Origin of the sequence: Afifella sp. JA880, assembly GCF_025379905.1 — a bacterium.
Classification (GTDB): domain Bacteria; phylum Pseudomonadota; class Alphaproteobacteria; order Rhizobiales; family Afifellaceae; genus Afifella; species Afifella aestuarii.
The window spans coordinates 179,347-205,162 of the sequence record NZ_JAOANH010000002.1 but is presented as its reverse complement, the minus strand read 5'-3'; the positions used below and the strand labels follow the sequence as shown (position 1 = coordinate 205,162).

The 25,816-nt window shown below is 63.1% G+C and carries 25 protein-coding genes and 1 tRNA gene; 20 read left to right on the top strand and 6 right to left on the bottom strand.

The window, feature by feature from the left end; genetic code table 11:
• Positions 1 to 171 precede the first annotated feature (171 nt).
• The 5 genes from NYQ83_RS09190 to NYQ83_RS09170 all read left to right on the top strand — a co-directional run bounded on the left by NYQ83_RS09190 (position 172) and on the right by NYQ83_RS09170 (position 5,180).
• Positions 172 to 1,929 carry an acetolactate synthase 3 large subunit gene (locus tag NYQ83_RS09190; protein ID WP_261214267.1) on the top strand — a complete coding sequence of 586 codons (1,758 nt, stop codon included), beginning with the start codon at positions 172 to 174 and terminating at the stop codon, positions 1,927 to 1,929.
• Between the two features lie 178 nt (positions 1,930 to 2,107).
• Positions 2,108 to 2,668: an acetolactate synthase small subunit gene (ilvN, locus tag NYQ83_RS09185; protein WP_092811391.1), complete on the top strand. Its 561-nt coding sequence runs from the start codon at positions 2,108 to 2,110 to the stop codon at positions 2,666 to 2,668.
• Between the two features lie 58 nt (positions 2,669 to 2,726).
• Positions 2,727 to 3,320 (top strand): LysE family translocator, encoded by a 594-nt coding sequence (locus NYQ83_RS09180; protein WP_128291575.1) that lies wholly within the window; start codon positions 2,727 to 2,729, stop codon positions 3,318 to 3,320.
• A 129-nt stretch (positions 3,321 to 3,449) separates the two neighbouring features.
• On the top strand, positions 3,450 to 3,899 hold the full coding sequence (locus NYQ83_RS09175; protein ID WP_261214266.1) for a hypothetical protein: 450 nt from the start codon (positions 3,450 to 3,452) through the stop codon (positions 3,897 to 3,899).
• A gap of 93 nt (positions 3,900 to 3,992) precedes the next feature.
• Positions 3,993 to 5,180, top strand: coding sequence for an ATP-dependent RecD-like DNA helicase (locus NYQ83_RS09170; RefSeq protein ID WP_409976986.1), 1,188 nt, complete (start codon positions 3,993 to 3,995; stop codon positions 5,178 to 5,180).
• Positions 5,181 to 5,243: 63 nt separating this feature from the next.
• Here the strand turns inward: NYQ83_RS09170 and NYQ83_RS09165 are convergent, their stop codons facing one another.
• Positions 5,244 to 5,486 (bottom strand): hypothetical protein, encoded by a 243-nt coding sequence (locus NYQ83_RS09165; RefSeq protein WP_261214264.1) that lies wholly within the window; start codon positions 5,484 to 5,486, stop codon positions 5,244 to 5,246.
• Positions 5,487 to 5,556: 70 nt separating this feature from the next.
• Positions 5,557 to 6,786, bottom strand: coding sequence for a S8 family serine peptidase (locus NYQ83_RS09160; RefSeq protein WP_261214263.1), 1,230 nt, complete (start codon positions 6,784 to 6,786; stop codon positions 5,557 to 5,559).
• A 477-nt stretch (positions 6,787 to 7,263) separates the two neighbouring features.
• On the opposite strand from NYQ83_RS09160, the gene crcB reads away from it, so the two are divergent.
• From crcB to ilvC, 4 genes are all read left to right on the top strand, one after another.
• Positions 7,264 to 7,668 carry a fluoride efflux transporter CrcB gene (crcB, locus tag NYQ83_RS09155; RefSeq protein ID WP_246008383.1) on the top strand — a complete coding sequence of 135 codons (405 nt, stop codon included), beginning with the start codon at positions 7,264 to 7,266 and terminating at the stop codon, positions 7,666 to 7,668.
• Positions 7,649 to 8,083, top strand: a complete 435-nt coding sequence (locus tag NYQ83_RS09150; RefSeq protein WP_246008384.1) for a fluoride efflux transporter FluC — start codon at positions 7,649 to 7,651, stop codon at positions 8,081 to 8,083. Before crcB ends, NYQ83_RS09150 begins: the two co-directional genes overlap by 20 nt.
• Positions 8,084 to 8,086: 3 nt before the next feature.
• On the top strand, positions 8,087 to 8,431 hold the full coding sequence (locus NYQ83_RS09145; protein ID WP_261214262.1) for a DUF190 domain-containing protein: 345 nt from the start codon (positions 8,087 to 8,089) through the stop codon (positions 8,429 to 8,431).
• A 217-nt stretch (positions 8,432 to 8,648) separates the two neighbouring features.
• Positions 8,649 to 9,668, top strand: a complete 1,020-nt coding sequence (gene ilvC / locus NYQ83_RS09140) for a ketol-acid reductoisomerase (protein WP_092811117.1) — start codon at positions 8,649 to 8,651, stop codon at positions 9,666 to 9,668.
• An 89-nt stretch (positions 9,669 to 9,757) separates the two neighbouring features.
• On the opposite strand, the gene NYQ83_RS09135 is transcribed toward ilvC, so the two are convergent.
• On the bottom strand, positions 9,758 to 10,024 hold the full coding sequence (locus NYQ83_RS09135) for a PilZ domain-containing protein (protein WP_128291865.1): 267 nt from the start codon (positions 10,022 to 10,024) through the stop codon (positions 9,758 to 9,760).
• Between the two features lie 134 nt (positions 10,025 to 10,158).
• Here NYQ83_RS09135 and NYQ83_RS09130 point away from each other — a divergent pair, with 134 nt between their 5' ends.
• The 4 genes from NYQ83_RS09130 (at position 10,159) to NYQ83_RS09115 (ending at position 15,117) form a co-directional block, all read left to right on the top strand.
• Complete coding sequence (locus NYQ83_RS09130) at positions 10,159 to 11,403, top strand: cation:proton antiporter (protein WP_261214261.1); 1,245 nt, start codon at positions 10,159 to 10,161, stop codon at positions 11,401 to 11,403.
• Positions 11,404 to 11,411: 8 nt separating this feature from the next.
• Positions 11,412 to 12,311, top strand: a complete 900-nt coding sequence (locus tag NYQ83_RS09125) for a PhzF family phenazine biosynthesis protein (protein ID WP_261214260.1) — start codon at positions 11,412 to 11,414, stop codon at positions 12,309 to 12,311.
• A 377-nt stretch (positions 12,312 to 12,688) separates the two neighbouring features.
• Positions 12,689 to 14,251 carry a 2-isopropylmalate synthase gene (locus NYQ83_RS09120; protein WP_261214259.1) on the top strand — a complete coding sequence of 521 codons (1,563 nt, stop codon included), beginning with the start codon at positions 12,689 to 12,691 and terminating at the stop codon, positions 14,249 to 14,251.
• An 11-nt stretch (positions 14,252 to 14,262) separates the two neighbouring features.
• Complete coding sequence (locus NYQ83_RS09115) at positions 14,263 to 15,117, top strand: heparan-alpha-glucosaminide N-acetyltransferase (protein WP_261214258.1); 855 nt, start codon at positions 14,263 to 14,265, stop codon at positions 15,115 to 15,117.
• Between the two features lie 118 nt (positions 15,118 to 15,235).
• On the opposite strand, the gene recQ is transcribed toward NYQ83_RS09115, so the two are convergent.
• Positions 15,236 to 17,047 (bottom strand): DNA helicase RecQ, encoded by a 1,812-nt coding sequence (recQ, locus tag NYQ83_RS09110; protein WP_261214257.1) that lies wholly within the window; start codon positions 17,045 to 17,047, stop codon positions 15,236 to 15,238.
• Between the two features lie 89 nt (positions 17,048 to 17,136).
• Complete coding sequence (gene betB, locus NYQ83_RS09105) at positions 17,137 to 18,591, bottom strand: betaine-aldehyde dehydrogenase (protein WP_409976995.1); 1,455 nt, start codon at positions 18,589 to 18,591, stop codon at positions 17,137 to 17,139.
• 198 nt (positions 18,592 to 18,789) lie between these two features.
• Between betB and NYQ83_RS09100 the strand changes: the two genes are divergently transcribed.
• Positions 18,790 to 18,865: transfer RNA gene (locus NYQ83_RS09100), tRNA-Lys, on the top strand.
• 116 nt (positions 18,866 to 18,981) lie between these two features.
• On the opposite strand, the gene NYQ83_RS09095 is transcribed toward NYQ83_RS09100, so the two are convergent.
• The gene (locus NYQ83_RS09095; protein WP_261214256.1) at positions 18,982 to 19,950 is read right to left on the bottom strand and encodes a bile acid:sodium symporter family protein; all 969 of its coding nucleotides are present in this window, start codon (positions 19,948 to 19,950) and stop codon (positions 18,982 to 18,984) included.
• A gap of 557 nt (positions 19,951 to 20,507) precedes the next feature.
• On the opposite strand from NYQ83_RS09095, the gene nifA reads away from it, so the two are divergent.
• The 6 genes from nifA (at position 20,508) to NYQ83_RS09065 (ending at position 25,604) form a co-directional block, all read left to right on the top strand.
• Positions 20,508 to 22,226: a nif-specific transcriptional activator NifA gene (nifA, locus tag NYQ83_RS09090; protein WP_261214253.1), complete on the top strand. Its 1,719-nt coding sequence runs from the start codon at positions 20,508 to 20,510 to the stop codon at positions 22,224 to 22,226.
• A 229-nt stretch (positions 22,227 to 22,455) separates the two neighbouring features.
• The gene (nifB, locus tag NYQ83_RS09085) at positions 22,456 to 23,880 is read left to right on the top strand and encodes a nitrogenase cofactor biosynthesis protein NifB (protein WP_261215158.1); all 1,425 of its coding nucleotides are present in this window, start codon (positions 22,456 to 22,458) and stop codon (positions 23,878 to 23,880) included.
• A gap of 17 nt (positions 23,881 to 23,897) precedes the next feature.
• Complete coding sequence (locus NYQ83_RS09080; protein WP_092811139.1) at positions 23,898 to 24,092, top strand: 4Fe-4S dicluster domain-containing protein; 195 nt, start codon at positions 23,898 to 23,900, stop codon at positions 24,090 to 24,092.
• 107 nt (positions 24,093 to 24,199) lie between these two features.
• Entirely contained in the window at positions 24,200 to 24,508 is a 309-nt protein-coding gene (locus NYQ83_RS09075; protein ID WP_261214251.1) for a nitrogen fixation protein NifZ, read from the top strand.
• The gene (gene nifT / locus NYQ83_RS09070; RefSeq protein WP_092811143.1) at positions 24,505 to 24,720 is read left to right on the top strand and encodes a putative nitrogen fixation protein NifT; all 216 of its coding nucleotides are present in this window, start codon (positions 24,505 to 24,507) and stop codon (positions 24,718 to 24,720) included. The genes NYQ83_RS09075 and nifT overlap by 4 nt, the downstream gene beginning before the upstream one ends.
• Complete coding sequence (locus NYQ83_RS09065; protein WP_261214249.1) at positions 24,717 to 25,604, top strand: SIR2 family NAD-dependent protein deacylase; 888 nt, start codon at positions 24,717 to 24,719, stop codon at positions 25,602 to 25,604. Before nifT ends, NYQ83_RS09065 begins: the two co-directional genes overlap by 4 nt.
• The last annotated feature ends 212 nt before the right edge of the window (positions 25,605 to 25,816 follow it).

The following is a 25,816-nucleotide window of genomic DNA, read 5'->3' as shown; positions in this document are numbered from 1 at the left end:
GAAGCCGCTTCATGTATATCTCGTCGCTTATCGTAATGTTGCGCGCCACCGGGGCGACCTCCTAGGTCGCCGCGATTACGGTGGTGCGTGCCAAGGCTCCTTCGGGGGCCTTTTTTATTGCCTCAAGACACGAGATAACGGTGAGCCCGAGCGGCCAGGCGGAGAGGATTGATGGGCAAGGAAATGACCGGCGCGGAGATGGTCCTGCAGGCGATGAAGGACCACGGGGTCAAGCATATCTTCGGCTACCCCGGCGGCGCTGCGCTACCGATCTACGACGAGATCTTCCAGCAGGAGGACATCCAGCACATCCTCGTTCGCCATGAGCAGGGCGCAGGCCATGCGGCGGAAGGCTATGCGCGTTCCTCCGGCAAGCCCGGCGTCGTTCTGGTGACCTCCGGGCCGGGGGCGACCAATATGGTGACGGCGCTGACCGATGCGATGATGGATTCCATCCCGCTCGTCTGCATCACGGCGCAGGTTCCGACCCATCTCATCGGCTCCGACGGGTTTCAGGAATGCGATACTGTCGGCATCACGCGGCCGTGCACCAAGTACAATTGGCTGGTGCGCGATGTGAACGATCTCTCACGTGTCCTGCATGATGCCTTTCATGTCGCGACGACGGGCCGTCCGGGCCCGGTGGTCGTCGACATCCCGAAGGACGTGCAGTTCGCGACCGGCACTTATCACACGCCCGACCCGGCCGGACGGTCGAGCTATCAGGGCTACGAGCCGCGCATGAAGGGCGACGAGAATGCGATCGCGCATGCCGTCGAACTGATGGCGCATGCCAAGCGCCCGATCCTCTACACGGGCGGTGGCGTCATCAATTCCGGTCCGGAGGCGAGCCAGCTCTTGCGTGAGCTGGTGGCGGCGACGGGCTTCCCGATCACTTCGACCTTGATGGGGCTCGGCGCCTATCCGGCATCGGGGCGAAACTGGCTCGGTATGCTCGGCATGCACGGCACCTACGAAGCCAATATGGCGATGCACGATTGCGACGTGATGGTGTGCATCGGCGCGCGTTTCGACGACCGGATCACCGGGCGCACGGACGCCTTCTCGCCCGGCTCGAAGAAGATCCATGTCGATATCGATCCGTCCTCGGTCAACAAGAACATCCGCGTGGACGTGCCGATCATCGGCGATGTCACCCATGTTTTGAAAGACATGCTCGCCATGTGGAAGGCGCGTGCGCCTGAGCCCGATCTCAAGGCCTGGTGGACGCAGATCGAAACCTGGAAGGGGCGGCGTTCGCTGGCCTATCGGACGAACCGTGACGTGATCATGCCGCAATATGCGATCGAGCGGCTCTATCAGGCGACGAAGGTCCGCGACACCTACATCACGACGGAGGTCGGCCAGCACCAGATGTGGGCTGCGCAGTTCTATCACTTCGACGCGCCCAATCGCTGGATGACCTCCGGCGGGCTCGGCACGATGGGCTACGGCCTGCCGGCGGCTCTCGGCGTGCAGGTCGCGCATCCCGACAGTCTTGTCGTGGATATCGCCGGCGATGCGTCCGTGCTGATGACCATGCAGGAGATGTCGACAGCGGTGCAGCACGACCTGCCGATCAAGATCTTCATCTTGAACAATTGCTATATGGGCATGGTGCGGCAGTGGCAGCAGCTTCTGCACGGCAATCGCCTGTCGAACTCGTACAATGAATCGCTGCCCGATTTCGTGAAGCTCGCCGAGGCCTATGGCTGCGTCGGGCTGCGCGCGGACAAGCCTGACGAGCTCGACGACGCGATCGAAGAGATGATTTCCGTGCGCCGGCCCGTCCTGTTCGACTGTCGCGTGGCCAATCTCGAAAACTGCTTCCCGATGATTCCATCCGGCAAGGCGCACAACGAGATGATCCTGCCGGCTGAATCTGAGGGAGCCGAAGAGGCTTTCGCCGGCGGCAAAGCACTGGTTTGATGGTGTTGGTTGGAGGGGCCCAGCCTCAAAGGCCCCTGGTTTGAGGTGACGGCGGCCCGTCAGAGGACCGCCAGGCGGATGACATTCGGCAGGTGCTTTTGCGAGAAGTGCCTTCGCCGTTCGATGAAGGATACGAAGGACAATGAACGATTCCTCGACCATGACCGGCAAGCCCGCCATGACGCCGCCGGCCTCGACCTATTTCATCGAGGATCGCCAGGACCCGGAGGAGGCGCATACCCTCTCAGTTCTCGTCGACAACGAGCCGGGCGTTCTGGCGCGTGTCATCGGGCTCTTCTCCGGGCGTGGCTACAATATCGAAAGTCTCACCGTCTCGGAGACGGAGCATGAGAAGCACCTGTCGCGCATTACCATCGTGACGCGCGGCAGCGTCACTGTTCTGGAGCAAATCAAGAACCAGCTTGGCCGGCTCGTGCCGGTCCATCGGGTGACGGATCTCACCGACGTGGCGGTGGCACGCAATCAGGAAAAGCCGCTGGAGCGCGAGCTGGCGCTGGTGAAGGTCGCGGGTCACGGGGAGATGCGGGTGGAGGCTTTGCGCCTCGCCGACGCCTTCAAGGCCGAGGTGATCGATGCGACCCGCGAGCATTTCGTCTTCCAGATGACGGGACGGTCCGCCAAAGTGGAGCAATTCATCTCCATCATGCAGCCGATGGGCCTCATCGAAGTCTGCCGCACGGGGCTTGCCGCGCTGTCGCGCGGACCTGAATCCTCTTAATATTGCCCGCGGGCGTAAGGCCCCGGGCACCTTTTGAAATCTGCTCGGGATCTGCGCCATGTCGACGGAAGTCGTCTCCGCCCTCATCGTCTTCGCCGTCGTTGCCTCGGTGACGCCGGGGCCGAACAACCTGATGCTTCTGGCTTCGGGCGTGAATTTCGGCTTCCGCCGGACGCTCCCGCATCTTCTCGGCGTTCTCGTCGGCTTTGCCATTCTTCTGACGGCCGTCGGGCTCGGTGTCGGCGCACTGGTGGAGCGCTTTCCCGCGCTCCACACGCTGCTCAAGGTCGTGGGCGGTGCCTACCTCCTCTATCTCGCCTGGAAGATCGCGATGTCGCGTGCGCTGCACGAGGAGAGCGCCGGGCAGGGGCCTCTCACCTTTCTCGAAGCGGCGCTCTTCCAATGGGTCAATCCGAAGGCCTGGATGATGGGGCTCGCGGCCATGGCCGCGTACACAGATCCGGACCATTATGCGCTGACGCTCGCCATCGTCGTTTCTGTCTTCTGCCTCGTGGGCATTCCGTCGGCGTCGATCTGGGCAGGTTTCGGGTCAGCCCTGAAGGATTGGCTCAATCATCCCGTCCGTATCAAATGGTTCAACATCGCGATGGGGCTCGCGCTCGTCGCCTCGCTCTGGCCGATGCTGAAGTAAGTGCGGTCATGTCACTCTGCAATTAAGTGTCATCCTGCACGCACGTGTCATCTTGAAAGCGGATTTCTTCGGCATCACCCTTGCCGCGATCGGCGCGCCCGACATGGGCGGTGGCTGTGGGGGAATGAGATGCGCAGTTCTTTCGTCAAGATCCTTTCGTCTGCCATGATCACGGGCGCGGTTGCGGCTGGCAGCATCGTTGCTGCCGCTCCCGCGCTTGCGGGCGATCCCTGCCTCGACATCGCTTTCACCTGCCGCGGCGCAGAGCCTTTTTGGAGTTTTACGACGGGTATCGACGCCGAGGGGCGCGAAGTGGTGCGCTTCTCCGATCCGGAGAACTCGGACGACCAGGGGAGCCCGCTGATGATCGAAGGCTGCGTGGAACAGGGCGCGCCGAACGATTTCGAGCTGACGACGGAGGCGCCTCTCGACCTCATCGCCAGTATCGTCGGCCAGAGCTGCACCGAACCGAGCGGCGAGACGACGGACTTTTCCGTGATGGTGTCGTTCAAGCAGGGGGCGCAGACGGCGACGCCGCGAGAGGTGACCGGCAAGGGCTGTTGCGTCCGTGAGAAGTGAGGCGCCGGTCTCTCGTGCCTTGCGCGTTCTTATTGTGTTCTTGTTGATGTCGGGCTAGCGTCTCGCCGTTGGGGTCGTTTTCTGTCCGATGGCATGCGAGTGTCCGCGGCAGAATCCCCCGAGATCCGCGACACCCGAAGGACGATGCAGTTTTCCCCGCAGCAGGAACGGGCGCTGAAGGCCGTTTCGAAATGGCTGAAGAAGCCCGACCAGCAGATTTACCGGCTGTTCGGCTATGCCGGCACCGGCAAGACGACGCTCGCCCAGCATCTCGCCGAAGGCGTCGATGGTGAGGTGCTGTTCGGCGCCTTCACCGGCAAGGCGGCGCAGGTTCTGCGCGCCAAGGGCGCGGAGAATGCGCGCACCATCCATTCGCTGATCTATCGGCCGCGCGGCGAAGAGACGGTCGAGGACGAGGAGAGCGGCAAGACGAAGATCTCGCCGACCTTTTCGTTGAACCGCGGCAGTCCGGTGGCGCAGGCGGCGCTCGTCGTCATCGATGAATGTTCCATGGTCGACGAGGCGCTCGGCCGCGATCTTCTCTCCTTCGGCACGCCGATTCTGGTGCTCGGCGATCCGGGGCAGTTGCCGCCGGTCAAGGCGGGCGAGGGAGGCGGCGGCTTCTTCACCGAGGCGGAGCCGGACATGCTCCTCACCGAGGTGCACCGCCAGGCGCGCGACAACCCGATCATCGATCTCGCGATGCGTGTGCGCGAGGGCGAGCGCATCGATTACGGCTCCTATGGCGAAAGCCGCGTCATCTCCAAAAACGATGTCGATCAGGACATCGTCATGTCGGCCGATCAGGTGCTCGTCGGGCGCAACCGTACGCGCCGCCTCTACAATCATCGCCTGAGGACGCTGAAAGGCTTTTCCGGTTCGCTGCCGGAGGCAGGCGACCGGCTCGTCTGTCTCAGGAACGATCCGAAGAAGGGCCTGTTGAACGGCTCGCTGTGGGACGTTGCCTCCGTCGGCACGCCGCGCGGCCCCGGTCTGCAGTTGATGGTGAAGGCGGTCGATGAAGTGCCGCGCTCGCCTACGGCGAAGATCAAGGTCTTGAAATCGGCTTTCGAAGATCCCGATTCCGATCCCGGCTGGCCGGTGAAGCGACGGTTTGACGATTTCGATTACGGCTATGTCCTGACCGTGCACAAGGCGCAGGGCTCGCAATGGGACGAGCTCGTGCTCTTCGACGAGAGTTTTGCCTTTCCCGATACGCGCGAGCGCTGGCTCTACACCGCGATCACCCGCGCGGCGGAGAAGATCACCATCGTGAAGTGACGGTGGCGGAAAGGGGACGGTGCCCGCCGGTGTGAGAGCTGTCGGCGGGGCGAGAGGTCGCTGCTATTGCGGCACTTTCTCCGAGCATGGCGGCAGACAGAAGCTCGTTTCCTTGTCCACCTTCTGGACGCCTTCGACCTTGGCAAGGCTCGCCAGCAGCGTCTCGTCGCCCGAGCCGTAGATGACGCCGATCTCAGGGACGATCGATTCCACGCGCATGCCCGCCTTGACGGCCGACCGGCTCACCACATCGGTCTTGCCGATATACGCCTCGTCGACAACGACTTTCAAGGCAATGTCCGCCATGGCGACCTCGCATCAGATGGCCGTCTCGCAACCTGTCCTTCGCTCTGCGCTAACATAGGGCGAAGGCGGCTCAGACGCCAGCTTGGCCCTGTGGCGCCTGAACGAGGCCCGCACCGACGTCGCGCGCCGGAGCGTCGAGCCCGCGGGCCGTCATGGTCAGCCTCTCCCACAAAGCCTGGCCGCGCAGTTTCGGGTCTGTCTCCGCCCACAGGGCCGCAACGCCTGCCACATGCGGGCAAGCCATGCTGGTTCCCTGCATCTTCCTGTAGAGCTCGGGCTGTGGAGCCGCGGACAGGATGCCGACGCCAGGGGCGGCGATGTCGACCTCGCCGCCACCCGGGTTGATGGCGCCGCTGGAGAATTCCGCCACGTCCAACGACTGGTCGACGGCTCCCACAGCCATGATCGACGGCGCGTTCGCCGGGGCGCCGACGGGTGCGATGAAGCCATAGCGGCGCGAACTTTCATTGCCCGCCGCGGCGATGAGGAGCGAGCCCTGCTGAAGCGCCAGCCGGCCGATGCGTTCGTATTCGGGTGCCGGTTCTTCGCCGGGCTGGACGGGGCGGCCGAGCGACATGGAAATGACGGCGCAGCGCTGCTGAATGGCCCAGACCATGCCGGCGATGATGTCGCGTTCGCGCCCTGACCCGGAATTGCTGAGCACCTTGCCAACGTAGAGTTCGGCATTGGAGGCAAGGCCATAGCGAAACCGGCTCTGTGCGGCCCGACCACCCGCCGCCGTGCCCGCACAATGCGTGCCGTGGCCATGGCCGTCCTGCACGCTCTGTCCTGGAACGAAGCTCCGCTGGACGATGTTGCGGCCGGCAAAGTCGGGGTGCGTCATATCAAGGCCGGTGTCGAGAACCGCGAGGCGCACATCTTGGCCCGTCTGCGGGCTGTCGAGGGCACCAACCGCGCGAACACCCCAGGTCGCTTCGGCCGTGTCCCCAAAGCTCTCGATTGCGAACATATAGAATTCCGGCCGCACGCTCTGCACGCATTCGGTGTCCATCAGCTTGGCCCGGATCGAGCTCGCCGCCTCCAGTCCGAAGCGCTCGGAGACGAAGGCGACGCCGAGTTCCTCGAAGACAAGGGCAGGCTCGCCGTCGAGTGCCTTGATCTCGGCTGCCTCCGACAGCCCGACGGAACGCACACCGGAGCCGACGGCATTCTCCAGGGCAGTCACCTCCTCGCGGCCGGCGCGCTCGGCAAAGGAGACGACGAGACCGCCCGTCGCCTTCGGTCGCAGAAGTTCGAGGACGGAGTTGCCATCGGTTGCGGGTTCATCCGTAGCTGCCATGTCTGCCCCCCTGGGTTATGGCTCGCGCTTGCTGCGCACAGGTTCACTGAGAGAAGTTTAGGATTATCCAAGCTCCAATCAAAGTATGAATAAAATAAATCCAGCTCCGGGGTGCGTCTTGTTGGGCTGGATATTGTATTTATTGCTATGCTTCGTGCGTGGGTTGGTTCGCCTGTTGGGAACGTCACTGGGGAGAAGATCTTCGGCCTGGGGTGAGGAAAGGCAGTCTCCGATCGGCTCTCCGCGCACCTGGACGTCAAACCCCTTTCACGCCGCCGCAAGGTTTTGATCCGCATGGTCTGAGCCGACCGATGCCGAGAAGGCACGCCGCTTTTTTTTCGTGGCGCTTTGTTCTATCCGGGGAGGGCGGTCGTTGGGCCGTCGCCGGTTCCAGACTCCATCACCGGGCCCCGTCTTGCCTTCGTCCTTTCTGCCAATCCCCCGGATGTCTTTGCCTGCCCTGAGAGGGCAGTGGCCGTGACGACTTTTCTCTTGTCCTGCGTTCTCGTATTTCTGGGGGGCGCTATCGGCGGCATCGGTCGTTTTTTCGTGTCGGGCCTCGTTGCCCGCCGTTTTGGCGAGACCTTTCCGTGGGGCACGCTCACCGTCAACGTGATCGGCTGCGGGGCGATCGGCATCCTCGCCGCGGTCATGTTGGATTCGGCGACACAGGGCCCGTCGAACCTGCCGCTCTGGGCGTTCTTCGTCACCGGCGGGCTAGGCAGCTTTACGACCGTTTCTTCCTTCGCGCTGCAGACCCTGGCGCTGGCGCGGGCGGGCGAGCCGCTCGATGCCGTCCTCAACATCGCGGTATCTCTTGCCGCCTGTCTTCTCGCGGTCGCCTCCGGCTTCGGTGCAGCGCATGCGCTCCTGGGGGCTTGAGACCATGCCGCGGCAGGCGCGTCTCCTCATGGCCGTTGCGCTTGGAGCCGCCAGCGGCTCGCTCCTGCGCTATCTCTCATCCTTGGCCGCGCTCGCGCTTCTCGGCTCTGGCTTTGCCTGGGGCACGCTTTTCGTCAACGTCGCCGGCTCTTTTCTGATCGGGCTTTATTCCACGCTGACGGAGCCTGATGGGCGCATCATGGCGGGGCCGATCCTGCGCCAGGGCGTGCTCACCGGTTTTTGCGGCGGCTTTACCACTTTTTCCGTTTTCAGCCTGGAGACGTTCCTCCTGCTTCAGGCGCATGCTTTCGGAGCTGCCGCGCTCAATGTTGCTGCGTCTGTCCTTCTCTGGCTCGTGGCCGTTTGGGTCGGCTACCGCATCGGCACGCGCCTCAACCGTCTGAAAGGAAGCTGAGCCATGCCTGCCACGAAGGATGCGCGCCTCCTGCGCCTTTTCATCGGCGAAAGCGACGAGCATGAAGGCCGCCCGCTCTATGAGGCGATCGTTTTGAAGGCGCGTGAGATGGGGCTCGCCGGCGCGACGGTCCTGCGCGGGCCGATGGGGTTCGGCCGGTCGAGCCGTCTGCACACGTCGAAGATCCTGCGCCTTTCGGAAGATCTGCCGCTCATCATCGAAATCGTCGACACGGCTGAGAAGATCGAGAGCTTCGTTCGTGCTGCAGAGCCGATGCTGGGCAGCGGTCTCGTCACGCTGGAGAAGGTCGAGGTCGTGCGCTACGGCCACGACGCAGGGCTCGAATAAGCCTCTTCTTTCCGTCATTTTCGGTTTGGCTCGAGCGCCCTTGCGACGTAAGGGAATGTTGGTTTTGCGGGGCTCTTCGCCGGTTTATTCGGCGCAGACCCGGCATCGGGCGCGCGCGTGGTTGCCCGCCGCCCTTCTGCCCGCTAGAACGCCGCGATTATCTTTTTGAGGCTCGCCGCGACGCGAGCCCCTCTCATCTTCAGGAAGGGTGCCGGAAATGCGCGTTTACTACGACCGCGATGCGGACGTGAATCTCATCAAAGACAAGAAGGTCGCCGTCGTCGGTTATGGCAGCCAGGGCCATGCCCATGCGCTCAATCTGCGCGATTCAGGTGTCAAAGACGTGGCCATCGCCCTGCGTGAAGGCTCCTCGTCGGCCAAGAAGGCGGAAGGCGCGGGCCTCAAGGTCATGTCGGTTGCCGATGCCGCCGCCTGGGCCGACCTCATCATGATGTGCACGCCCGATGAGCTGCAGGCCGACATCTACAACGAGCACATCGCCGCCAACATCAAGGACGGTGCTGCGATCGCCTTCGCCCACGGTCTCAACGTGCACTACAATCTGATTGAGCCGAAGGCGAGCCTCGACGTGATCATGATCGCGCCGAAGGGCCCGGGCCACACCGTGCGTTCGGAATATCAGCGCGGCGCCGGCGTTCCGTGCCTCGTCGCCGTTCAGCAGGACGCAACCGGCAATGCGCACGACGTTGCGGTTGCCTATGCGTCGGCGATCGGCGGCGGCCGTGCCGGCATCATCGAGACGACCTTCAAGGAAGAGTGCGAGACCGACCTCTTCGGCGAGCAGGCCGTTCTGTGCGGTGGCGTCGTGGAGCTGATGCGTGCCGGTTTCGAGACGCTGGTGGAAGCCGGCTACGCCCCGGAGATGGCGTATTTCGAATGCGTCCACGAGATGAAGCTCATCGTCGACCTCATCTATGAGGGCGGCATCGCCAACATGAACTACTCGATCTCCAACACCGCCGAATACGGCGAGTACATGTCCGGTCCTCGGGTGATCACCGATGAAGCCCGGCAGGCGATGCGCGCGGTCCTGAAGGACATTCAGACCGGCAAGTTCACCTCCGATTGGATGACGGAGTGCCGCGCCGGGCAGCCCCGCTTCAAGGGCACGCGCCGCATGAACGACGCGCATCAGCTCGAGGCGACCGGCGCCAAGCTGCGTGAGATGATGCCCTGGATCAAAGAGAACCAGCTCGTCGACAAGGCGAAGAACTGAGGCTGCGGCGAGGGGGATACACCTCGCCTTGCGTCACGGTTTCGAGGGGGTCGGCATGCCGGCCCCCTTTTGCTTTGGTCTCTCGTGCCTCAGTCGGCCTGTTCGCGGATGAACTGCACACCGACCTGGTCGCCCTTGCGCCAGATCACTTCGGCCTTCAGCATCACATTGTCCGATTCCAGGAGAAGCTCGAAGCTCTCCGGGACGGCGACCGGGTTGGTCACTTTGAGTTTTGCCCCGCCTTTCGACAGGTCCCGCACCACACAATCGATCGTGGAGTGGCGGTCGTTCAGTACGATTTTCGCGGATTTGAGGGCCCGTGCGCGGTGCTCGGACCGCTTTTCCTGATCTTCCATCCTTGTCAACCCAGGGTTTCTCCGGCCAAAAATACCTTTCACCCGTTCATCAGGCGTAACGCAAGCCCTCTCGCATGACGGTCGGAAAGGGATCTGACTGACCGGACCGGGGGGCGCGACTGCCAGGAAAGCCGATGCTCAGCCTTTTTGATATTTCTGCCCTTCTGCTCGTTCTGTCGGCCCTCTTCGGGTGGGTCAATGTGCGCTTCATTCGCTTGCCGCATACGATCGGAATGCTGCTGATGGCGTTGTTCGCCTCGCTCGCCATCGTCGCCTTCGACGTCGTGATGCCCGGCTCGCATGTGCGCGAAGCCTTTACGGAGACGATCCGCCAGATCGATTTCTTCGACACGCTGATGCACGGCATGCTGGCGTTCCTGCTTTTCGCTGGTGCCCTGCATGTCGATTTCGGGCTTTTGAAGTCGGAACGCTGGGCCGTCGGCCTGATGGCGAGCCTCGGCGTCCTCATCTCAACTGCCATCATCGGCTTCGGCTTCTATTTCGGGGCGAATTTCTTGGGGGTGGACCTTTCGCTTCCCTGGGCGTTGGTCTTCGGCGCGCTGATCAGCCCGACCGATCCGGTCGCGGTTCTCTCGTTGTTGAAGTCCGTACGCGTGCCTGAATCTCTCGAAGTCAAAATCGCCGGCGAGAGCCTCTTCAATGATGGTGTCGGCATCGTCGTCTTTACCGTGCTTCTCGCGATCGCGGCGGGGGGAGGCGAGATCGAGCCTCTCCATATCGGCGAGATCTTCCTTCTGGAGGCGGGCGGGGGTGCGCTTCTCGGCTTCGTCGGCGGATGGATCGCCGTCCGGCTGATGCAGTCGATCGACCATTATCCGGTCGAGATCCTCTTAAGTCTCGCTCTCGTAACCGGGCTTTATGCCGTCGCGCTCGCGCTTCACATGTCGGGACCGATCGCCGTCGTCGTGGCCGGTCTTCTCGTCGGCAATCGCGGTCAGCGCACGGCGATGAGCGAGGAGACGAAGACCTATCTGTTTCATTTTTGGGAGGTGATCGACGAGCTCTTGAACTCGGTCCTGTTCCTCCTCATCGGGCTCGAGGTTCTCATCGTCGCGATCGAGCCGGGGCTTGCGCTTTTCGCCGTGGCCACGATCCCTCTCGTGCTTGTGGCACGTCTCATCTCGGTCTTTCTCCCGATCACGCTTCTGTCCTTGAAACGCACCTTCACCTCCGGGTCGATCGCCGTGCTCACCTGGGGCGGTGTGCGCGGCGGCATTTCCGTCGCGCTTGCGCTGTCATTGCCGGACGTGCCCGCCAAACAGCCGATTCTCCTGACCACTTATGCGGTGGTGATTTTCTCCATCGTGGTGCAGGGTCTGACGATCAGAAGTCTCATACGTCGTGTCGTTTTCACTTAGGAGGGGATGTGGAACGCCGTTATCAGATCTACGACGTCTTTACCGACAAGGCCTTGGCCGGAAATCCGCTGGCGATCGTCCTCGATGCGGACGGGCTGGAGACCGACCGGATGCAGGCGATCGCGCGCGAATTCAATTTGTCGGAGACGGTCTTCATTCTCTCTGCGGACAATCCGGCGCATTCGGCGCGGGCTCGCATTTTTACGCCTTTCAGCGAATTGCCCTTCGCAGGCCATCCGACCGTCGGCGCGGCCGTCTGCCTCGCCTCGGCGCGTTTCGGGGAACAGCCTGCCGGCCAGGATGCCGTCGTCGTTCTGGAAGAGGGGATCGGGCCGGTGCGGTGCGGCGTGAAGCTTTCCGAGCAGGCAGGCTTCGCCGAGTTCGATTGTCCGAAGCTTCCCGTGGAAATGGGGCCTGCCCGTGAGATCGACGAAATCGCTGCGGCCTGCGGGCTGACGACCGCTGAATTGCTGTTCGAAAACCACAAGCCGATGGTGTGGTCGGCGGGACTGCCGTTTCATTTCGTGCCGGTGCAGGACCGCGCTGCGCTCGCGGCGATCGATCCGGCGCATCCGGCCTGGGCCGAAACCTTCAGCCAGGACGGCGTCTATCTCTATTGCCGCGATCCGGAGGGGCGGGACAACCAATTTCGGGCCCGCATGCTCGCGCCCTCGCTCGGGATTGCGGAAGATCCGGCGACCGGCTCAGCCGCAGCGGCCTTTGCCGGTCAGCTTCTGAAGTTCGACCAACTGCCCGATGGCGATCATGCCGTGCGCATCGAGCAGGGTTTCGAGATGAGCCGGCCTTCGATCATTCGCCTCGAAGTCAGCGTCACGCGTTCCACCATCACGGCGGTGCGAATCGGCGGGGCGGCCGTGCAGGTGATGGAAGGTGTGCTCCAGGTTTGACGGGGCCTCGCTTGTCGTACCGAGTGCGCGGCGCCAGGCGCAGCTTTGATGTGGGTGGTGCCGGCGGCGTCACCGGCATTTGCTTTTGCGGCGCGCCGAGGTTAAAAGGCGTGACGTGTTGACGTTGTGGAACGCCGCTCGAATGCGCTCGCCGACGAAGCATTGCGACATTTCTTTCTCCCGTGCCCCTTTGGACGCGGCGCTGTCGCTTACCCTTCTTCCCCTCGATCTTCTTCTCCTTAGGCGCCCCTGAGCGTCGACAGCCCGGGCCGGTTTCGACCGAGCCGCACAGGGCGGGCACTCAGGGGAGACGCGAACAAGCCGAAACGTTCAGCGCCTCGATGAGGCCAGCCGGGAGACCGGCAAGGAGAATTCAAATGACCATTACCGACGAAGTCCGATCCGAAGGCGACCGCGTCGTCATTTTCGACACCACTTTGCGCGACGGCGAGCAATGTCCCGGCGCGACCATGACGTTTGAGGAAAAGCTCGAAGTCGCTGCCTTCCTCGACCAGATGGGCGTCGACATCATCGAAGCGGGCTTTCCGATCGCCTCGCCGGGTGATTTCGAGGCGGTCTCGGAAATTGCCCGCCGCTCGAAGAATTCCGTCATCGCCGGTCTCGCGAGAGCCAATCCGGGCGACATCGACCGGGCCGGCGAGGCCGTGCGGCACGCGAAGCGCGGGCGGATCCATACCTTCATCTCCACCTCACCGGTGCATATGAAATTCAAGCTGCAGAAGGAGCCGGAGCATGTTCTGCAGCTCGTCACCGATTCCGTCGCCCGAGCGCGCAATCTGGTCGACGACGTGGAATGGTCGGCCGAGGACGGGACGCGCACGGAATTCGATTTCCTGTGTCGCTGCGTCGAAGCGGCGATCCGATCCGGCGCCGGGACGATCAACATTCCCGATACCGTCGGCTACACCACGCCCGACGAATACCGCGATCTCTTCATCCGCCTGCGCGAGGCAGTGCCCAATTCCGATCAGGCGGTCTTCTCCGTCCATTGCCACAACGATCTCGGCATGGCGGTGGCGAATTCACTCGCCGGCGTCGTCGGTGGCTGCCGCCAGATCGAGTGCACCGTCAACGGCATCGGCGAACGGGCCGGCAATGCGGCGCTGGAAGAAATCGTCATGGCGATCGAAACGCGCCGGGACGTTCTGCCCTATCACACCGGTATCGATACGAAGATGCTGACGCGCGCCTCGAAGATGGTGTCGTCGGCGACCTCCTTCCCGGTGCAGTTCAACAAGGCGATCGTCGGTCGCAATGCCTTCGCGCATGAAAGCGGCATCCACCAGGACGGCATGCTGAAGCATACCCAGACCTACGAGATCATGACGCCGGAATCGGTCGGCGTTCAGAAGACCTCGCTCGTCATGGGCAAGCATTCCGGCCGCAATGCCTTCCGCTCCAAGCTGAAGGAGCTCGGCTATGACCTGGGCGACAACGCGTTCGAGGATGCCTTTAACCGCTTCAAGGCGCTGGCCGATCGCAAGAAGCATGTCTTTGACGAGGACATCGAGGCGCTGGTCGACGAGAAGCTGGCGAATGCGGCCGATCGTATCCGGCTGGAAGCGCTGACGATCATTGCCGGCACGATGGGCCCGCAGGCCGCGACCCTGACGGTCAGTCAGGATGGCCAGCACCGCACCTTCCAGGCGACGGGCAACGGCCCGGTCGATGCCACCTTCAATGCGATCAAATCGCTCGTTCCGCATGAGGCGAGCCTGGCGCTCTATCAGGTGCATGCGGTGACCGGCGGCACGGACGCGCAGGCGGAGGTTTCTGTGCGCGTCGAAGATCGCGAGGGCCGGGCGGTGACCGGGCGTGCCTCCGATCCCGACACGCTGGTTGCCTCCGCAAAAGCCTATCTCGCCGCGGTCAACAAGCTGATCGCGCGCGGCGAACGGCTGCACGCGCAGGCCGGCTGACGCGGCTGCCCTTGGCACACGAACACACGCACGACAGTATCACCGGTCCGGCGGAAACGCCGGGCCGGAATGTTTTGGACGGGACGGGCGCTCCGCTCGGCGGAAAGGCCGGGCGTCTCGATCCGCCGGCCGCCGGGTCGCGGCTGCCGCGGCTGATCTGGATCGATGTCTTTCGCGGCATCGCGCTCGTGGCGATGGCGGTCTACCATTGCTCCTGGGATCTCGCCTTCTTCGGGTTTTCCGATGCGGGCGTGGCGAGTGCGCCGGGCTGGATCCTGTTTGCACGCATGATCGCCGGATCGTTTCTGTTCCTCGTCGGCGTGAGCCTTGCGCTTGCCCATCATTCCGGGCTTCGCTTTCGGCCCTTCCTCAAACGTCTTGCGATGGTCGCGGGCGGCGCGGCGGCGATTACCGTCGTCACCTATCTGGTCTTCCCGGAGGCCTATATCTTCTTCGGCATTCTGCACGAGATCGCACTGGCGAGCGTGCTCGGCCTCCTCTTCCTGCGGGCGCCGTTATGGCTCGTCGCAGCTGCGGCAGCGTTCTTCCTGTTCGGGGCGGGTTTCCTCGCAGGCCCTGCTTTCAACGGCCGCTATCTGCAGTTTCTCGGGCTGATGACCTACCGCCCGTTCACCAACGATTACGTGCCGCTCTTTCCGTGGTTCGGCGTCGTTCTCACGGGCCTCGTCGGTGGGCGTCTGCTTCTGAAAAATCAGCAGATTCTGAGACTCCTGGCAAATCCCGTGCGCGATCCGATCTCGCAGGCTCTCGCCTTCGGCGGACGCCATTCGCTGGCCTTCTACCTCATCCATCAGCCGGTGCTGTTCGGTCTCGTCTATGCGGCGGCGTGGGTGATGATGCGCTGAGCTCTTGGCCCTGCGCCTTGGACGGGAAGCGGAGCCGAGGCTCGCTTTGGTTTCGCCATCGGGGGCAGCATCACGGGCATCGGCCGAAGGGGATTTATCCGCGCTCCAGCCCCTAGACTTAAGAAGAACGCCCTGAAAAATCGGCGATCACCGCCACGAAGGCGCTGCCGTAGCGATCGAGCTTGGCCTCGCCGACCCCGGGAACATGGGCCATCTCGGCGCGCGAGCGGGGGCGCGCCGCCGCGAGCTCGATCAGCGTCTTGTCGTGAAAGATCACATAGGGTGGCACGTTCTGTTGCCGTGCGATCTCGAGACGTTTTTCTCTGAGCGCCTGAAAGAGATCCCGATCGGCTTCCGGCACGACGGACTGGGTGGTGCTTTGCCCGCCCTTGCCGCGCCGGCTTCGGCGAGGGGGCGGCACGCGCAGCTTGAGCGTCGGCTTGTCGCGAAGGAAGTCGCGACCGGCGGGCGAGATCGACAGGCCCCCGTGGCCCGCAAGGTCGACGTCGACGAGGCGCAGCGCGATCAGCTGGCGCAGGATCGCACGCCACAGGCGGCTGTCGTGCTCCTTGCCGATGCCGAAGGTGGAGATGCGGTCGTGCCCGAACTGCGCGATGCGCTCGCTCTCCACGCCGAGAAGAACATCGACGATATAGGCCTGCCCGAAGCGTTCGCCGGTGCGATAGATGCAGGAGAGCGCCTTCTGCGCCGCGATCGTCCCGTCGAAGAGCTGTGGTGGCGCGGCGCAGGTGTCGCAATTGCCGCAAGGCTCGCAATGGTCGCCGAAATAGGCGAGCAGCACCTGGCGGCGGCAACCCGCCGTCTCGGCCAGCCCCAGGAGCGCATCGAGCTTCTGCCGCTCCGTCCGCTTGCGCTCGTCCGGGGCATCCGATTCCTCGATGAAGCGGTTGCGCAGCGCGACGTCTTCGGGACCGTAGAGCATCAGCGTCTCGGCGGGCAGGCCGTCCCGCCCGGCGCGGCCGGTCTCCTGGTAATAGGCCTCCAGACTGCCCGGCAGATCGATATGGGCGACGAAGCGCACGTCCGGTTTGTCGATGCCCATCCCGAAAGCGATCGTGGCGACCATGACGACCGCCTCGCCATGCTGGAAGCGCTGCTGGTTCGCCTCGCGATCGGCCTTGTCCATGCCCGCGTGATAGGCGAGAGCGTCGTAACCCTCGCCACGAAGCCAGGCGGCCGTTTCCTCGCATTTGCGCTTGGAGAGGCAGTAGACGATGCCGCTCTCGCCTTGATGGCGCTTGAGAAAATCCTTCAGCTGGGCGCGGGGATTGTCCTTTTCGGCGATGGCATAGCGGATGTTGGGGCGGTCGAAACCGGCGATGAAGGCGTCGGCTTCGGCGATCTCGAGATGCGACAGGATCTCGGCGCGCGTCGGCGCATCGGCCGTTGCCGTCAGGGCCATGCGCGGCGTCTTCGGGAACTGGCGCACGAGCACGTCGAGCTGGCGGTAGGAGGGGCGGAAATCGTGGCCCCATTGCGACAGGCAGTGGGCCTCGTCGATGGCGATCAGCGACAGGGTCGTCTGCCCAAGCCGCTGCAAGACCCCACCGCGCAGAAGCGTTTCGGGCGCGACATAGAGGAGATCGAGCGCGCCGGCCTCAATATCGCTCCACAAGGCGCGCCGCTCTTCCGGCGGAAGATCGGAGTTGAGCGCGGCGGCTTTCACCCCCGCCTGGCGCAAGGCCGCGACCTGATCGGCCATCAGCGCCAGAAGCGGGGAGACGATCAGCCCCATGCCGGGGCGGGCGATCGCCGGGATCTGGTAGCAGAGCGATTTTCCGCCGCCGGTCGGCATCAGCACGAAGGCGTTATGCCCGCCGATCACATGCTCGATGATACGAGCCTGCGGGCCACGGAACGCATCATAGCCATAGACGGCCTTGAGGATTTCGACGGCGTTCGTGGGCATGTGAGGTCGCGTGGAGAATCGTGGGAGCGCTCTCCATAGCAGTTTCGCCCGGGTCACGATCAATGGGCCGTGTCGACGGCGGAGGATTCCTAGTAGGGCGCCTCCACCTTTCCGAGATTCACGTAGACGCTCTTCCGCTCGGTGTAGAAATCGAGCGCGGCGAGGCCGTTCTCGCGGCCGATTCCGGATTGCTTGGTGCCGCCAAAGGGCATGGCGATCGGCGTCAGATTGTAGGAATTGACCCAGATCGTGCCCGCCTGCAGCGCGGCCGCGACGCGGTGGGCGCGGGCGAGGTTCTGCGTCATCAGCCCGGCCGCGAGACCGAAGGGCGTCGCATTGGCGCGGGCGACGACGTCTGCCTCCTCGGAGAACGAGAGGACGCTCATGACGGGGCCGAAAATCTCTTCGCAGACGATCGTCATGTCGTCGCGTGTCTCGGCGAAGATCGCCGGGCGCATGAAGAAGCCGTCCTTGAACTCGCCTGTCGTCAGCCGCTCGCCGCCGGTGACGAGCTTTGCGCCTTCCGCGACGCCCTTTTCGACATAGGCGAGGACTTTTTGAAGATGCGCCTCGGAGATGAGCGGGCCCATCTGAGTGTCCGGATCGAGCGGATCGCCGAGACGGATTTTTTCCGTGCGCTCCGTGAGCCTTGCGAGGAATTCCTCGCGAACTGATTCATGCACGAAGACACGCGTGCCATTGGAGCAGATTTCGCCCTGCGTGTAGAAGTTTGCAAGGAGCGCCGCAGAAACCGAATCATCGATGTCGGCGTCCTCGAAGACGATGAGTGCCGACTTGCCGCCGAGCTCCATCGTGACGTGTTTGAGCGTCTCGGCCGCGGCCGCCATGATGCGCTTTCCCGTCGGTACGGAGCCGGTCAGCGACACTTTTGCGATGCCGGTATGGGCCGTCATGGCGGCGCCCGTTTCGCCGGCGCCGAGGACGACATTGAAGAGGCCTTTCGGGGCGCCGGCCTCTTCGACGATCTCGGCGAGTTTGAGCGCGGTGATCGGCGTCAGCTCGCTCGGCTTGAAGATCATGGCGTTGCCGGCGGCAAGCGCCGGCGCCGTCTTCCAGGAGGCGATCTGGATCGGGTAGTTCCAGGCCCCGATACCGGCGCAGACGCCGAGCGCCTCGCGGCGCGTATAGGCGAAGGCATCCTCGCCAAGCGGCATATGCTCGCCATGCACGATCTGGGTGAGGCCTGCGAAGAACTCGAAACAATCGGCGGCTGAGCCGATATCGGCCTCGGGGGCCTCCTGGATGGGCTTTCCGGTGTCGAGGACTTCGAGACGCGCGAGTTCGTCCGTACGGGCGCGCAGGAGATGGGCGACACGGTTGAGGATGCGACCGCGTTCGGCCGGCGGCATAGCCAGCCATTCGCGCTGTGCGGCTTTGGCTGCGGCGACGGCGTGGTCGATTGTCGCGCTGTCGGCGGCCGCGAAGCGGGCGAGGATCGTGCCGTTCGCGGGATTGATCGTGGCGATCTTCTCGCCCCCGCCGGCCACCTTTTCTCCGGCGATATGGGAGGCGAGGTCGGGCATAAGCGTATCGGGCGCGGTCATCGGCATCACATGGTCTTGGGGGTGGAAGGGCGCGAGCCGGCGCCGTCATCGTTCGGGCGGGTACCGGCAGGGGACGAATATCCTGACGAAAATCGATGCGTTGTGCAATTCTGCACCGATGCCGCGTCTGATGGCTTGCACAGCGCGTCTGGCGCCACTATACAGCGCCCACGCTTCGGGTGTGTAGCTCAGTTGGTAGAGCAGCTGACTCTTAATCAGCGGGTCCAGGGTTCGAGTCCCTGCTCACCCACCAATCTTTCAAAAACGACAGAGCGCGCTGTGGAGAGCCTTCTCCGGCTGGCGCGCCTCGGCACAAAAAACCCGGCCTCGCGGCCGGGTTTTCGCTTTTTGGGGTGTGAGCGACGCCGATCAGCTTGAGCGGGCAGGCGCCATCTCGCTGCGCAGCGCGCGTCCGTCGTCGAGCTTTGTGTAGATATTTGCCACGATCGCCCCGGCGATGTTGTGCCAGACGCTGAAGATCGCGCTCGGCACGGCGGCGAGGGGCGAGAAATGGGCGCTGGCGAGCGCCGCCCCCAGGCCGGAATTCTGCATGCCGACCTCGATCGAGATCGCCTTGCGCTTGGCCACCGGCATGCCGCTCATGCGCGCGAGCCAATAGCCGAGCGCCAGTCCGATGCCGTTGTGGAGGGCGACGACGGCGAAGATGAGAAGACCGGTCGTGGCGATTTTCTCCTGATTGACCGCAACCACGGCCGCGATAATGAGAACGATGCCGGTGACGCTGACGAGCGGCAGCGCGGGAATCGCGGCGCGCACCAGTGCCGGCGCCAGCTTCTGCATGGCGAAGCCGAGGCCGAGCGGTAGAAGAATCATCTTCACGATTGAGATGAACATGCTCACGGCATCGACCGGCAGATACTGGCTGGCGAAAAGCCAGACGAGGAAGGGCGTGACGATCGGTGCTGCCAAGGTCGTGACGCTGGTGCAGGCGACGCTCAACGCCACGTCGCCGCGGCACAGATAGGTCATCACGTTGCTGGCCGTGCCGCCCGGGCAGCAGCCGACCAGGATGACGCCGGCCGCCACTTCCGGCGACATCGGAATGATCGATGTGAGGACGACCGCAACGAGCGGCATGATGAGGAATTGCGCGCCGACCCCGATCGCCACGTCCTTCGGCCGGCGGACGACCTCGCGGAAATCCTTCAGCGAGATCGTCAGCCCCATGCCGAACATGATCATGCCGAGGAGCGGGACGATATAGGGGACAAGGGTTCGGAATACGTCGGGAAGGACGAATCCGAGGACCGCGAAGGCAATGACCCACAAGGCAAAGGTGCGCCCAAAGAACGCGGACACAAGCGCAATAGCTCTCACTTTTTCCTCCTGATGGCAGCGAATGCTGCGGGAGCTGCCAATGGCTTGCTTCTAAAAGCAAAATCCGGTGAGGAGCGGTCATGCACCCGCGCATGTGGTGCTGTCTACCGACGGGGCGAATTAGGCCGGATTCTGCCGGATCTCCGAAAAATCTGTTCTCCTGATGCCTGCAATTCCGCTCGCGACGGTGAAAATTTTTACAGATTGATGTCCTTCAGAAAAAGAATTGTCTTCGCCTTCGTCTCAGTGCGTGCGTTTCGGCCTCTCTGCAGAAAAACGCCTCTCTACAGGGGCTTCTGAAGTCTTCCTGCGTCTGGCACGGAATATGCAAAGAAGATCTGTAGAATGGCTCTATGGAAGACGCATGGCTCTTATGCAAAGCCTGTTTTCGCGGTTTTCTTTAGGGTCCGACAAAAGTCGAACCTGTGCGAGCCTTCGCATTGGTCTAACTATTTAGCAGATGCAACATAGGTAGGCGGAATCTTGGAAGGTTTGGGGGCCTTTCAGCCTGCGTATTCGATGCATGCGCATCGAGATCGTCATGGAGGGCGGAGACCGTGACAGTGCACAGCCCCGGCAACGGTACACATGGGCGGACAAGCCGCGCCGATATCGAGCTTATTGGGATCTATGAGATTTCAAAGCTCCTCAGCGCGCCGAACCGGCTGGAGACGACGCTCGCTGGCGTGCTCACGCTGCTCTCCAGCTTTCTCGATATGCGCCATGGTTTGATTGCGCTTCTGGACGGCGATGGGGAGCCGGAGATCGTCGTCGGTTCGGGATGGAGCGAGGAAAACGCCAAGCGCTATTTCAAGCGCCTGCCTGAGCAGGCGATCGGTCAGATCGTGGCCACCTGCATGCCCCTCGTGGTGCCGGATGTGCGCAGCGACCAGCTATTCGCCGGGACGGATCTCGACGGCTGGGGGTCGGAGGATGGAAAGCCGTTTTCGCTGATCGGTGTGCCGATCAAAAACGGCGAGGCGGTCGTCGGCACGCTGACGATCGACCGCAGCTACGAATTCGCCGATCAGACACCGTTCGATCAGGATGTCCGTTTTCTGACACTTGTCGCCAATCTCCTCGGCCAGACGTTGCGGTTGCACAAGGCGGTGGCGCGCGACCGCGAGCGACTGATGGCCGAACAACGGCGGCTCGAAAAGCAATTGTCGGCGGGGCGAGACGACGGCGTGGCCTCCGGCAAGATCGAAGGCATCGTCGGCGAGAGCCCGGCCTTGCGTGCGGCCCTCGACAAGGTGCGGATCGTGGCGCGCAGTCGTTCGACCGTGCTGCTGCGTGGGGAATCGGGCACCGGCAAAGAGCTCTTCGCCTCGGCGATCCACGATCTGTCGCCGCGCAGTTCCGGCCCTTTCGTCAAACTCAATTGTGCGGCACTGCCGGAAAGCGTGCTCGAATCGGAGCTCTTCGGCCACGAGAAGGGGGCCTTCACCGGGGCCATCCAGCAGCGCAAAGGCCGCTTCGAACTCGCCCATGGCGGCACGCTCTTTCTCGACGAAATCGGCGAGATTTCCGCCGCCTTTCAAGCGAAGCTCTTGCGGGTGCTGCAGGAGGGCGAGTTTGAACGTGTCGGTGGCACGCGCTCGCTCAAGGTCGATGTGCGGCTCGTATGTGCTACCAACCGGGATCTGGAGGCCGCCGTCAGCAAGGGCGAATTCCGCGCTGATCTCTATTATCGCATCAGCGTCGTGCCGATTTTCCTGCCGCCATTGCGCGAGCGGACCGGCGATATCCCGCTTCTCGCGCAGGAGATCCTGCAACGCTTCAACAAGGAGCACAGCACCGATCTCACCCTGACGAGCGAAGCGCTTCGCGCGCTCTCCGGCTGCTTCTTCCCCGGCAATGTGCGGGAATTGGAAAACTGCATCCGGCGCACGGCGACACTGGCGCGCGACCAGCAGATCGTGGCGCATGATCTTGCCTGTCAGAATGACGGATGCCTTTCCTCCGTTCTCTGGCAGGGAAGCCAGAGGGCTGCCCCTTCGCCCGGATTCCAGCCGCTGCCAGTCATCCAACCGCAGCCGCAGATGGGCGGGACGGTTTTTGCCGAGGGGGAAAGCCCTGCTTCGCCGCAATCCTGCCCGTCGCCCGGCGCCTGCCCGGTGCCCGGAGGAGATACGCGCTCGGAGCGTGACCGGTTGGTCGAGGCGATGGAGACGGCGGGCTGGGTGCAGGCGAAGGCAGCGCGCATTCTCGGCATGACGCCGCGCCAGATCGGATACGCCCTTCGCAAGCATTCGATTCCGATCAAGCGCTTCTGAGTAGGATGGCAGGCCCGCCAATGTCGGAGACCCGACACGATGTCGGAGCCGCGACAGGGTTTTGTCTCTGGCTGGATGATGCCAACCCCTTGTAAATACGCCATTTTCGTTTTGGCATGGGGCTTGCTGCACGGTTCCTGAAAGACGCTTTGGATGTGTGTCGCGGAGGGATCGATTGGCTCAGCTCATCTCGCTTGGCAGCCTGAAGGCGCCGACATCTGCCGCCAAAATGCGGGCCTCGCTCGCCAAGTCCGGCTGCGCCTCATCGAGCTGCGGCTCTTCTGACGGACCCGCCGATATGTCTCCGGAATTGTGGGAGCGGGTGAAGGATCACCCCTGCTATTCGGAAGAGGCGCATCATTATTTCGCGCGCATGCATGTCGCCGTCGCGCCCGCCTGCAACATCCAGTGCAATTACTGCAATCGGAAGTACGATTGCGCCAATGAAAGCCGGCCGGGCGTCGTCTCCGAGCGGCTAGACCCCGATCAGGCGTTCAAGAAAGTCATCGCGGTCGCCAACGAGGTGCCGCAGCTTTCCGTCCTCGGCATCGCCGGCCCCGGCGATGCCTGCTACGACTGGCGCAAGACGAAAGAGACGTTTGAGCGGGTTTCCAAGGAAATCCCGGACCTCAAGCTCTGCCTGTCGACCAACGGTCTGGCGCTGCCGGATTACGTCGACGAGATCGCCGAGATGGCGATCGATCATGTGACGATCACCATCAATGCGATCGATCCGGAGATCGGTGCAAAGATCTATCCCTGGGTCTTCTACGATCACCGGCGCTGGACGGGCGTGGAGGCCTCTCGGATCCTGCTGGAGCGGCAGATGCTCGGCCTGGAGATGCTCGTGGCCCGCGACATCCTGGTGAAGGTCAATTCCGTCATGATCCCCGGGATCAACGACGAACATTTGATCGAGGTGAACAAGGCGGTGAAGGCGAAGGGCGCCTTCCTCCACAACATCATGCCGCTCATTTCCGACCCCGCCCACGGCACGCATTTCGGGCTGACGGGGCAGCGTGGACCCACGCCGATGGAGGTGAAGGCGCTGCAGGACAAGGTGGAGGGCGGCACCAAGCTGATGCGCCATTGCCGCCAGTGCCGCGCCGATGCCGTCGGTATCCTTGGCGAAGATCGCGGCCAGGAATTCACCATGGATCAGCTGCCCGAGACGGTGTCCTACGATCCGGCGCGACGCGAGGAATATCGCTCGGTGGTCGCGACGGTGCGCGGCGAGCACGCGGCGACCAAAGAGGCGGCCAAAGCAGATCTTGCCGAAGTGCGGGATGCGCCGGCGCTTCTTGTCGCGGTGGCAACAAGAGGTGGCGGGCGTATCAATCTACACTTCGGTCATGCACAGGAATTCCAGGTCTTCGAAGTTTCACCTGGTGGCGTGACCTTCGTGGGGCATCGCAAAGTCGAGCAATATTGCCATGGTGGACACGGCGAGGAGAGGGCCTTCGACGGCATTGTCGAAACGCTGCAAGGCGTCTCCACGGTTTTGTGCGCGAAGATTGGCGAAGCCCCAAAAGATCGACTGGAGAAGGTCGGCATCAAGGCGAGCGACGCCCATGCTTTTGACTGGATCGAGGCAGGGATTGCTGCCTGGTACGCCGCCGAATACGGCACCCAGCCTGCAATGCTGACAGCCTAACCGAGAGGAGAAATCAAATGGCTTACAAGATCATCAAGTCCCAGTGCACCGTTTGCGGGGCCTGTGAATTCGAGTGCCCGAACGCGGCGATCAAGTTCAAAGGCGACACCTACATCATCGATCAGGACAAGTGCACGGAATGCGAGGGACATTTCGATGCCCCGCAATGCGTCGCCGTCTGCCCGGTCCCGGACACCTGCGTCCCGGCCTGAGTTGAATTGGCCGCCGGCGGGTCGGGTTCGGCCCGCCGGCGCTGTCTTTTGCGCCCCGGACGGATCAACCCCGACCTGACATTCGCCATGTCGTGAAGGAGACTGCGATGGGACTTGCCCGCGAAGAAGAGGTGGAGATCTACGATCAGCCTCTCTTCATGCCCGGCGCCAAGGTGCGTGCCCGCAAGGCCGTCAAGAACGACGGGACGATGCCCGGCTGCGAAATCGGCGAGATCGTCGTGCGCAAAGGTGACGAAGGATATGTGCGCGACGTCGGCACCTATCTGCAGCGGTTTTACATCTACGCGGTCGAGTTTTTCGATTGCGGCAGGATCGTCGGCATGCGTGGGCGCGAGCTGATCGCGGTCGACGGAGCAGTCGGCGACATTTCGGACGAGCAGGAGACAGCAGCATGAAGGTGATGATCCGCAGCACGCCCAAGGGGCTTTCCGCCTATGTCGCCAAGAAGGATCTCGAAGAGCCGATCGTCGAATGCGAGCACGAGGCGCTGTGGGGCGGCTGGGTGAAGCTGAAGAACGGCTGGATCCTCGAGCTGCCGGAGATGGAGGCCGACACCAAGCTCCCGATCACGGTCGAAGCGCGGCGCCGTCCGGAAAGCGTTTCATGAGTGCTGCTGCGGCTTTGGACGAGGTGGTTGTCCGCAACGCCGAGCCGATTCTTGACGATATCGTCCGTCGCCTGAAGGGCGGTGGCCTCATTCCTTATCTCGGTCCCGGTGTGTTGCCCGCCGATGCGGGCGTCCCGACAAGCTATGCGGCATTGGCCGAGTTCTTCTCCGCAAAAGTCGCCCTGCCGAGACGCGCCCGGGGCAATCCCTGGGCCTCCGCGCAGTTCATCGAGGGGCGCAAGCATCGCAAGACGCTCGACGCCCTGATGGCAGCGGCGTTCGCCGAACCGGTGGCACCGACGCCGCTTCACGAGGCGCTCGCCTCATGTTCGCAAATCCCGATGATCGTCGACAGCTGGTACGATGGGGCGATGCGGTCTGCGTTCGCCCAACGCCGCAATCGGGATGTCGGCCAGGATGCCGATTGGGGCGAGGTGCAGGGGATCACCCGCGCGGGTATCGGCGAGTTTTTGTGGTTCCGCTTTTACGATGCCGAAGGCGGGGAGGTGAGCGCGCCGCAAGATGAATGGCGGACGCTCCTCTATAAGCCGCATGGCGGGGTGGCGCCGGCGCACAATTATCTCATCGCCGATTCCGACTATGTCGAAGTGCTGACGGAAATTGATATCCAGACGCCGATCCCTGAGATCGTGCGCGCGCGACGGACGAATTGCGGGTTTCTGTTCATCGGGTGTCGCTTCGACGATCAGATGCTCCGGCTCTATGCCCGGCAGATCATGAAGCGTTCCAAGGGGCCTTATTTCGCGCTGGTGGAGCCCGAAGGGCTCACGCGCAACGAGCTGCGCTTCTTTGAGACGGAAGCGATCACGCCGCTTGCCGTTTCCCCGGCAAAACTTGCCGAACGCCTCGCAGAGCTCGCCTGAGCCTCTTCTTTTCCTCACATGACTTTTATGCGGCCGACAGCTTTTTGCGGCCGACCGCTCGGCGGCGCTTTGGCCTGTCGCTGGGCCAGGTCACGACGAAACGCGACATCCGCGATGTCGTGTCGGTTTTGTCGGTTGTTCGGCTCGCGTCCCACTGTCGTCTTTTGTCGGAGATCGGACAGCGACTGTCGGACGCTCGGCTCTCTCAAAAA